Origin of the sequence: Streptomyces sp. NPDC059832, assembly GCF_042731715.1 — a bacterium.
Classification (GTDB): Bacteria; Actinomycetota; Actinomycetes; order Streptomycetales; family Streptomycetaceae; genus Streptomyces.
Window position 1 is genome coordinate 294,622 of record NZ_JBHWIY010000006.1, and the last position, 6,989, is coordinate 301,610.

A 6,989-nucleotide genomic window follows, 5' to 3' on the forward strand; every position below is an offset into this window, starting at 1 on the left:
CGGACGAGGCAACGGCAACGTCCTCCAGCAGGGCGCACAGACCGGCGGTAACGGCAACGTCCTCCAGCAGGGCGCACAGACCGGCGGAGGCAACGGCAACGTCCTGCAACAGGGCGCACAGACCGGACGGGGTAACGGCAACGTCCTCCAGCAGGGCGCACAGACCGGCGGTAACGGCAACGTCCTGCAACAGGGCGCCCAGACCGGCGGAGGCAACGGCAACGTCCTGCAGCAAGGCGCCCAGACCGGACGGGGCAACGGCAACGTCCTCCAGCAAGGCGCACAGACCGGCGGTAACGGCAACGTCCTCCAGCAGGGCGCACAGACCGGCGGTAACGGCAACGTCCTCCAGCAGGGCGCCCAGACCGGCGAAGGCAACGGCAACGTCCTCCAGCAAGGCGCACAGACCGGCGAAGGCAACGGCAACGTCCTCCAGCAAGGCGCACAGACCGGCGAAGGCAACGGCAACGTCCTGCAACAGGGCGCCCAGACCGGCGAAGGCAACGGCAACGTCCTCCAGCAAGGCGCACAGACGTGACTTCTGTCGCGTGCTGACCACGACAAGCCTGCCGACCAAACTCGGTAGCGCGAACCCGCCACTGGGCAGTGGCGGGTTCGCCAAATCCGGTTCGCCAACTCCGGGAACTCACTCGCGGCGCAGTCGAAGCACGACCCGGCACGGCCGTGACAACGTAGGTCTGGTGCGTGACGATGTCCATCTGGTCAAAGCCTCAGCGGCGCTTCACCACGCGAGGTGCCATACCGAGTTCGGCCAAATTTCCCCGCAGCCGCCGCAGCCGCCAAATTTCCCTGCAGCCAATGACTCCACGCTACGACGGGAACCTACAGCTAGGGGCTGGATCCATTACCGGGGCGCGACTGCTGCAGTTCGGACACCAGCCGGCGCAGCCGCGGTGTGGGTCGGAGTCCCAGCTCGTCGCGGAGGTGCTGCTCGTAGCGTTCGAAGTCGCACAGTGCCTCGGACCGATTGTCCTCCGCCAGGTGGGCGCGGATCAGCGAAGCCTGACTGCTCTCCCGCAGCGGATCCGCTTGGACAGCCGCATGGGCGGCCGTCACAGCCCAGGCGAATTCCTTCGTGTCAATGAAGGCACCCGTCAGTGCCTCAAGTGCGTGGAGTCGAAGCTGCCGCCATTGCTCCGCCTCCGGCAACATCCACTCGTCGTACCAGCCGGGCAGCAAATCGGCGGACAGTTGGTCGACGGCCGCCGCGTTGAGGTCGAGCTCCTGGGCCAGGACATGGGGATCGAGTATTCGCTGGGCCAACGACCGAGCTCGAAACAGGTCGACGGTGACCTCCCGCGCGAGGCGCAACTCGGCGGGGCAGATGTTCAGTGCTTGCTTCCCGAGACCCTGGAGGCGTGACAATGCCGACCGCAGGTTCGTGTTCGCACCTTGCTCGGATGCTTCGGGCCAGAGACTCCCGGCTACCAGAGTTCGAGGGACAGCGGCCCGGGATTGTAGCGCGATAAACGCAAGCAGTCGCTTCGAGCCAACTGGGACGGTCACTGGTTCGTCGCCGACTACGATGTCGAAACCGCCGAGAAGAGAGATGCTCACGGACGGCCCGGACCTGGTGGGCGGCGGAAAGAAAGCGAGATCATATGAGCTCATGGCTTTGTGATCGCGTAGGGGTCGGTCTACCCGGCGCCCGTCAACTGGCCGCGCCGTCATTGCTGGGGCCAGCGATCTGTACACCTCCCGCATAGCAATGCTGCTCTACCCGCCAAGAGATGTCGAATTGTCCTGATCTGGTTCAAAAATTGGTGCCCTTCGGCCGAGCTTCCGCAGGTAGGCGCACGGGGTGAACCGACGGACGGCGGGCACGGTCGCCGCGCCGGGGGACGGCGGCGGCCCAGGACGTGGGGATCTTCATGAGCGCGACGAACGGCGGGAGCGGGCTGCGCGGCACGGTCGAGTTCAGCGGGTGGCAACTGCGGTGAGGGGACGGTGGCAACTGCGGTGAGAGGACGGCCCGTTGCTCCGCGCACCGCCGGGCCGGGGTGACCATCGCACGATTCGCTCGTTCTGCTGAACGTGCGTCCACTGCCAGAAGTACCTTCCGCAGCCGCCCCGGCCGACGGGGAGCATGCCGGGGCGGCGCTCGTCGAGCACTATCCGCGGCTGGTCCGACTCGGCTATCTCGTGCTGCCGCCGTCCCTCGGCAGCCACCGCCGGGTGCTGAGGGCGCACGCGCTGGCCCAGCGGTGCCTGCTGTCCGGACGCCGGGCGGGGTACGGGGCCGGAGGCGACATCCCGGTGCCGCGCAGGCCCGGCGGTGCGGCGGCGGTCGATCCGTCCTATGCCCGCGCCCGCGGGCGGGTGCTGCGTGCGGCGCTGGACGCGGGCCGTCCACGACGTGCGTGGGCCCGCACCCGGCCGCCGTCGCTCCTTCCGCTCGTGTGGGGGCTGCGGCTGTTCCCGCACTCGGGCGGATCGGACGGACTCGCCCTGGAGCACGCCCTGTCGGCGCTCTCCGGTCCGGGGCGCGCCGCCCATGCCCTGCGCGGCCTGGAGGAGCTGGCCGACGCGGAGGTGCGGCGGGTGCTCGCGGCTGCCGGGGTCGCGGACCCGCATGCGGCGCTCGCGGAGGCGGAGGGCGTCCCGGCGCCGTACGCGCTCCTCGGCTCCCCGGAGTTCGACCCCTGTTCGCTCCAGGCCCGGCCGCCAGATCTGCTGCGCCGCCGGCAGCACGCGAAGGCGGTGCTGGCGGCCGTCGCGGCACTGCTGGTGTGCGGGGCGCTGCTGGGGCTGCCGGGCAACGGCTGGGGGCGCGACGCCCGGACCGCGTCGTCGTACACCCATGACGCCGCCGTGGCACAGGCCCTGGATCCGGTCAGGTCGAGCCGGGTGTCCGCGAACTTCTGGCGGCGCTCGCCGCGTACCGACTTCACCGCCTGGCCCACCCGTGGCAACCGCGCCGAGGACACCCGGCTGCTGCGCCGCGCGCTCACCGTCTGGGCGCACCCGGACGGCACGGTGCGCATCTCGGCGACCCCGGACACCCCCATCGGGCCGCCGATGGGCGCGCCGCAACTGCTGTACGCGGGCGAGGTGGACCGGGTGACGGTGGTGCTGTTCTACGACGGGCTGCGCATCGTGCGGTACGCGGAGCCCCGTGCCGCCGACCGGGACGAGGGCGTCGGGCTCGACTTCGCCCGGGTCGACGGTGCGGACATGGCGTCGGCCGCCGCCCTGATCGTGGCCCGTGCCGACGACCGGATCCGCTATCTCACCGCGCCCTGGGTGACCGCGGTGTCGGTGCGGGACCTGCTGGCGCCGGGCGGCGCCCCGCAGCCGCTGCGCCGCGGTCCCGACGGTGTGACAGCCGCGCTGACCAGCCCGGCGACCGCCCGCGACTGCCGTGCCTGGCAGGTGATCGAGATCCGCGACGGCTCGGCGGCCCGGCTGATGACGGACCTGGGCGAACTGACCCCCGCCCGGCTGACCTCGGGCCCGCCGTCCGCGCCGCACGACGTCGCCGGGCGGGCGGAGCGGGACAGCTGGGCGCGGACCGCCTGTCTGCTGCCGGCGGTACGTTCGTACGGGGTGCGGTCGGTGAACTCCTGGCAGTACGCCGAGCAGCCGCTGCCCGAGGGCGATGGTTCCGCGCGCTGGCTCTGCACCAGGGCGGAGACCTGGCGGGGCACCGGGAGCCGGGTCCTCGCCCAGTTCCAGGCCCCGTCGGCACCGGCCGTCGCGACGGGCGGCCCGCCCGGGACGGTCGCGGCCAGGGCCGAGGACTCCCCGGCCTGCGGGGCGCGCGACCCGCGGGTGCTCGCCGGGGTGCTGTGGAAGTCGCAGGGCGGCCGCTGGTACGTACTGGCGGCGGGCAGCGAGCAGTTCGCCTCGCTGATCGCGTCGGGCGGAGTGGAGGGGCACTCCGACAGCCGCCTCCTCGCCGTGCCGGCCAGGGCGGGCGACCGGGCGCGGCTGAACGGGACGCTGACGGACGGCAGTCGGGCGGGCGGGCTGCGCTGACGCGTCGTCCCGCCGAGGTCAGGAATTCGCCGCACGCCTCTGTTCCCGCGCCCTACCTCTCAGTACATTGACAACATGTCTAACACGCAGCCAGCGCCGGTCGCGTCGGAGCGGACGCCTCTCAAGGCCCGCAAGGTCTCCTTCGCCTGGGAGAAGACTCCTCTGCACTGGGTGCCGGGCGATCCGTTCACCACACACACCATCAATGTGCTCCACCTCCTGCTGCCCGCCGGGGAACGCTGGTTCATCCACGTGTACCGGCAGGTGCTGCCGTACATCCACGACGAGCAACTGCGCCAGGACGTCATCGGCTTCATCGGCCAGGAGGCCGTGCACTCCCAGGCGCACGACGACGTGCTGCCCCGCCTGAAGGAGCTCGGTCTCGACCCGACGCCGTACACCGCGCAGGTCGACTGGTTCTTCGAGAAGCTGCTCGGCGACCGGACGCTGCCGCCGGGCCGGGCGAGCAAGTGGTGGCTGATGGAGCGGGTGGCGCTGATCGCGGCGATCGAGCACTACACCGCCTTCCTCGGCGACTGGGTGCTGAACGCCGACGAGCTGGACCGGCGCGGCGCCGATCCGATGATGCTGGATCTGCTGCGCTGGCACGGTGCGGAGGAGGTCGAGCACCGCTCGGTCGCGTTCGAGGTGTTCATGCATGTCGACGGGGGCTACCGGCGGCGGGCGCGCACCTGGGCCACGGCGTTCGGCGCGCTGGTCTTCCTCTGGCAGCGGGGCATCCGCTTCTTCATGGAGAACGACCCGAGCCTGCTGAACGGAAAGGGGTCGGTCAAGGACTTCTACCTCAGCGGCAGGCGCGGCACCCTGCCCGCCACCGGTGATCTGCTGCGTTCGGTGCCCCGCTATCTGAGCCGCGGCTATCACCCCTCGCAGGAGGGCAGTACGGCCCAGGCCATCGACTATCTCGCCCACTCGCCCGCGGCCACGGCCGCCGAGGCCCGTATGACGGGAACCAGCTGACCATGCCGCTCCCCCTGCCCCGCCTGCGTACCGTCGTCCTGGTCGCCGGCGCCGCACTGCTGGCCAAGCGCGCCCTGCACCGCCGCATCCAGAACTCCCCGCTGTGGCCGCTGCCGGCCCTGGAGGAACCGGTCTCGGGCCACTCCGAGCGCCGCACCACGGCCACCCGCCGGCTGCTGATCACCGAGCGGACCACCCCGGCCGAGGGCGTCGTCCAGCTCCGTCTTGAGGGCTCCGCGCTGCCCGCCTGGCAGCCCGGCGCGCACCTCGATCTCCTGCTGCCCTCCGGCCTGGTCCGCCAGTACTCCCTGTGCGGGGACCCGGCCGACCCCGGCACGTACACCATCGCGACGCGGCTGGTCGAGGACGGCCGCGGCGGCTCCCGCGAGGTCCACGAGCGGCTCCACGAGGGCGAGGAGGTGGAGATCCGCGACCCGCGCAACCGCTTCCCCCTCGCCGACGCCCCCGCGTACCTGTTCGTCGCGGGCGGCATAGGCATCACCCCGATCCTGCCGATGCTGCGGTCGGTCGCCGCCTCGGGAGCCGACTGGCGGCTGCTGTACGGCGGACGGACCCGTGCCTCGATGCCGTTCCTGGACGAGATCGAGAAGCTGGGCGCGGAGGGCGGCCGGGTGACGGTCGTCCCCGAGGACGAGGCGGGCCGTCCGGACACCGCCGCGGCCCTGGCGGACACGGCGGAGGGCACGGCCGTCTACTGCTGCGGCCCCGAACCCCTGATGGACGCGGTCACCGCCGCGTTGCCGCCCGGCCGCACCCTCCATCTGGAACGCTTCACGGCGGCCGGGTCGTCGGCCGGCTCCGGCCCCTTCGAGGTCGAACTGCGCCGCTCCGGCCGCACGGTCCGGGTGGCGGCGGACCGGTCGGTGCTGGCCGCGGTGCGCGACGAGCTTCCGTACGTGTCGTACTCCTGTGAGCAGGGCTTCTGCGGAACGTGCCAACAGCGCGTCCTGGAGGGCGAGATCGACCACCGCGACGAGCTCCTGACGGACTCCGAACGGGACGACTCGATGCTGATCTGCGTGTCGCGGTGCCGGGGCGAGCGGCTGGTGCTGGATCTCTAGGAGCAGGTCCGGGGCCGCCCGACGCCCCTCCCCCGCCGCTCCACTCGGTACGCTGTCCACCATGACGACCGGGGTGCGACGCAGGATGGGCGTCGAGGAGCGCAGACAGCAATTGATCGGTGTCGCGCTGGAGTTGTTCAGTCACCGCGCCCCGGACGAGGTGTCGATCGACGAGATCGCGGCCGCCGCGGGGATCTCGCGACCCTTGGTCTACCACTACTTCCCGGGGAAGCAGAGCCTCTACGAGGCCGCGCTGCGGCGGGCGGCCGACGAGTTGGCGGCCCGGTTCGTGGAGCCGCGCGAAGGTCCGCTCGGGTCGCGGCTGTTGAGGGTGATGGAGCGGTTCTTCGACTTCGTCGACGAGCACGGGCCCGGCTTCTCGGCCTTGATGCGCGGCGGGCCCGCGGCGGGGTCCTCGACCGCGAACGCGATGATCGACGGGGTGCGGCAGGCCGCCTGCGAGCAGATCCTGGCCCATCTGGGGGTCGAGGATCCCCCGGCCCGGCTGGAGCTGATCGTGCGGTCGTGGGTGTCGCTGGCCGAGTCGACGGCGCTGATCTGGCTGGACGGGCGGCGGATTCCGCGCGAGGAGCTGGAGTTGCAGCTGGTGCACGACTTCGCCGCGCTGGCCGCGGTGAGTGCCGCGTACAGCCCGGAGACGGCGGGCATCGTGCTGCGGGTGCTCGGACAGGAGCCGGCGGACGGGCCGTTCGGGGAGCTGCTGGAGCGGCTCTCCGCCCTGGCGCCCGCCGTACCGGCCGTTCCCCCGCAGCGGCTGTCGTAGCACCTGTCCGGCGGCACGGGGGGGGGGGGAGGAAGGGGGAGACGCAGGGGCCCCCCCCCCGGGGAAGGGGAGAAGGCGAAGCAGAAGAGTCACCCTAGAAGGCGACCCCACAGACACCCCCTCATTTTCCTCCCCCGCCCCAC

General features: G+C 71.7%; 5 protein-coding genes and 1 pseudogene. 5 read left to right on the top strand and 1 reads right to left on the bottom strand.

Annotation, left to right across the window (positions count from 1 at the left end; all coding sequences use genetic code 11):
* Window positions 1–538: pseudogene (locus ACFV8T_RS13630) on the top strand (hypothetical protein); the annotation flags it as partial.
* Window positions 539–849: 311 nt separating this feature from the next.
* Here ACFV8T_RS13630 and ACFV8T_RS13635 read toward each other — a convergent pair.
* On the bottom strand, window positions 850–1,578 hold the full coding sequence (locus ACFV8T_RS13635; RefSeq protein WP_385327182.1) for a BTAD domain-containing putative transcriptional regulator: 729 nt from the start codon (window positions 1,576–1,578) through the stop codon (window positions 850–852).
* A 477-nt stretch (window positions 1,579–2,055) separates the two neighbouring features.
* Between ACFV8T_RS13635 and ACFV8T_RS13640 the strand changes: the two genes are divergently transcribed.
* The 4 genes from ACFV8T_RS13640 to ACFV8T_RS13655 all read left to right on the top strand — a co-directional run bounded on the left by ACFV8T_RS13640 (window position 2,056) and on the right by ACFV8T_RS13655 (window position 6,846).
* Window positions 2,056–3,999 carry a hypothetical protein gene (locus ACFV8T_RS13640; RefSeq protein ID WP_385327184.1) on the top strand — a complete coding sequence of 648 codons (1,944 nt, stop codon included), beginning with the start codon at window positions 2,056–2,058 and terminating at the stop codon, window positions 3,997–3,999.
* Window positions 4,000–4,074: 75 nt separating this feature from the next.
* Window positions 4,075–4,980: a metal-dependent hydrolase gene (locus ACFV8T_RS13645; RefSeq protein ID WP_385327185.1), complete on the top strand. Its 906-nt coding sequence runs from the start codon at window positions 4,075–4,077 to the stop codon at window positions 4,978–4,980.
* 2 nt (window positions 4,981–4,982) lie between these two features.
* On the top strand, window positions 4,983–6,062 hold the full coding sequence (locus tag ACFV8T_RS13650; protein WP_385327187.1) for a PDR/VanB family oxidoreductase: 1,080 nt from the start codon (window positions 4,983–4,985) through the stop codon (window positions 6,060–6,062).
* A 61-nt stretch (window positions 6,063–6,123) separates the two neighbouring features.
* Entirely contained in the window at window positions 6,124–6,846 is a 723-nt protein-coding gene (locus ACFV8T_RS13655; protein ID WP_385327188.1) for a TetR/AcrR family transcriptional regulator, read from the top strand.
* Window positions 6,847–6,989: the final 143 nt, after the last annotated feature.

Excerpts from the sequence above, each read along its gene's own strand:
- ACFV8T_RS13645 (WP_385327185.1), top strand. The coding sequence starts at position 4,075 with ATGTCTAACACGCAGCCAGCGCCGGTCGCGTCGGAGCGGACGCCTCTC.
- ACFV8T_RS13650 (WP_385327187.1), top strand. The coding sequence starts at position 4,983 with ATGCCGCTCCCCCTGCCCCGCCTGCGTACCGTCGTCCTGGTCGCCGGC.
- ACFV8T_RS13655 (WP_385327188.1), top strand. The coding sequence starts at position 6,124 with ATGACGACCGGGGTGCGACGCAGGATGGGCGTCGAGGAGCGCAGACAG.